This is a genomic window from Pseudolactococcus yaeyamensis (assembly GCF_054658615.1).
Window position 1 is genome coordinate 1 of sequence record NZ_BAAGGP010000158.1, and the last position, 2,561, is coordinate 2,561.

2 protein-coding genes are annotated in these 2,561 nt (G+C 41.9%); both read left to right on the forward strand.

Annotated features, from left to right (window positions below):
• The first annotated feature begins 217 nt into the window (after positions 1 to 217).
• On the forward strand, positions 218 to 1,771 hold the full coding sequence (locus ACYQ21_RS15265) for a phage tail tip lysozyme (RefSeq protein WP_460059514.1): 1,554 nt from the start codon (positions 218 to 220) through the stop codon (positions 1,769 to 1,771).
• Between the two features lie 195 nt (positions 1,772 to 1,966).
• Positions 1,967 to 2,561: transposase (locus tag ACYQ21_RS15270; RefSeq protein WP_460059516.1), on the forward strand; the 595-nt coding region annotated here is incomplete at its 3' end.

Consider the following 2,561-nt stretch of genomic DNA (forward strand, 5'->3'; position numbering starts at 1 on the left):
AAACGTTTTTCGTTATCAATGACTTTTCCAGATTATTTGGCACAGTTGTTTTCAATGTGAGAGCTGTTATTTTAAAAACGCGCTTTACATTTTGGGATTGGGAGAGAGAGTCATGCGTTTGTCGTGGAAAATCCATGTATCACTTCACTTTTGAGGTAACTTGTGGTACAATGGCATGTATATAGTAAATTATCGTATCAAAAGAAGGAACAAAAATATGGGTAAGCACGACCAACCAATTAACGAAAATTATAATAAAACTGCAGTCAAATTTGCACTAAGCGCCAGCACTGTCGCAGGTGTTTTTGCACTCTCAAATGCCGCTTCAGCGGATACTTATACGGTTGAAGCTGGCGATAACCTTTGGACAATCGCCCAAAAATTTAACACTAGTGTTGAGGCGCTCACAGCACTGAATGGGATTTCAGATCCATCTCAACTTGAGATTGGACAGACAATCGAAACTAGCCAACCGACGCAAGCAGTCACAACACCGACACCATCTGTGCCTAAAAGGTCAACAGTAGCTACTAAGGCACAACCTGCGGTAATCTATACCGTTAAAGCTGGCGATACTTTGTCAGAAATCGCCCAAGCACAAAACGTGACGGTTGAAGACATCATCAAAAATTCTAAGTTAGTTGACACAGACTTTATCTATGTCGGACAAGAATTGGTGATTAAACCTGCTGTTGCGGCAAAACGTCCTGAATCGGTTGTCATCCCAGCTGTGACTTATACCGTTAAAGCTGGCGACACGCTATGGGATATCGCCCAAGCGCAAAAAGTCTCAATTGAGGATATCGTCAAACACTCAAAAATCAACAGTTCTGATTACATCTATGTCGGGCAAGAATTAATCATCAAACCCGCCAAGACAATCAACGGTGGTGTCTTGAGCATTTCAGCTGAAACATTAGCCGGCGAAACAGATTTATCCCTAGAAAACGCGCAAAACGCCATTGATATCGCCAATCATTTGATGACACAAGAAGGTTTCACACTTGAAGGGGCAGCAGGCGCCTTGGCCGTCGCTGAACGCGAATCAGGTTTCAATCCTGAAGCTGTCAATGACTCTGGTGGCGTCGCTGGCATCTTCCAATGGTCTGGTTGGTCAAATATGATCAATGGGAATCGTTGGGCGCAAGCTGAAGCGAAAACTTTGTCACTCGATGTCCAGCTCGACTTAGTCTCAACAGAATTAAATGGTGCCTTTACCAACGTTAAAGATATCGTTGGTAATGCGACTGATCCAGCACAAGCGAGCCTTGACTGGTCGCTCTATTACGAAGGGGTTGCACTTACAGACCCTCAAACGCAAGTCAGCACCATCGAAACCAATGCGCAAAAATGGTATGATTTACTTAAAGACTACGTTGACTTTGATGGCGCTATCGCGGTACCACTTGATGTCAATGAAGGCCCTTATAGCACAAGCAATACCTACGCTGCTGAAAACTGTACGTGGTATGTAAAAGACATCTTCAAAGCGCGCATGGGCGACTGGTGGGGCAATGCGAAAGACTGGGCGGCAAACGCTAGTCGTGAAGGATTCAGAGTTGACGATCAGCCCGTTGCCAACTTGACTATCGCAGTCTTTGCACCGGGTAGTGCAGGCGCTGATGCCACTTATGGACACGTTGCTGTCGTCATTGATGTTTCTGGTGATACTGTTACCGTCAAAGAGATGAACGGCGCAGCTGGTCTAGGAAAAACAAGTATCCGTGTCATCCCTAGAAGTAGCGCTTCTTATATCCACATGGATTATTGATAAAAAATAACACACAAAAAGAGGCTGGGACAAAAGTCCTCTAAAAAAATAGGCTATGAATCATTTCTGATGTTAATCGGAAACGTTCATAGCCTATTTCTGTGTAACTTTTCGACAAAAAAAATAAAATCCTGTACAATTAAAGTGCCTAATCCCAAAAGTCAGGAGTTGTTCTTTAGGCATAAAAATTATAACATGAAACAGGTCATTTTACCACTTGATTTAGAAATAATAATGCCAGAAGATGATATTTGTTTTGCCATTCACGAACTGATTGAAAGTATCCCTGAGGACAAATTCACTGCCTTTAAACAAGAAACAGGGCGTCCCTCTTTCCACCCTAGAATGATGCTCAAATTGATTTTGTGCGCCTATACCCAATCAACTTTCTCGGGAAGAAAGATTGAGAACGCCATTCATGATAGTATCCGCATGATGTGGTTAGCACAAGGCGAAACACCATCATATCGGACAATCAACCGTTATCGCATCCATCCTTTGATGGCACCCATCATTCAAGATTGTTTTATCCAATTTAGAAGTTTACTTGTTCAAGAAAAAATGATTGATGAAACAGCCATTTTTATTGATGGTACAAAACTTGAAGCTAATGCCAACAAGTTTACTTTTGTCTGGAAAAAATCCATTCAACGTTTTAGTGATGCCCTTGTTGAGAAGTCTAAAGCCCTTTATCAAGAGCTTTTAAGCAATGAAATTATTCCTGCAATTGAACTGGATAATGAAGCTGAATTATCAACACAAGAATTGATGGTCATTGAAGATGAGTTAT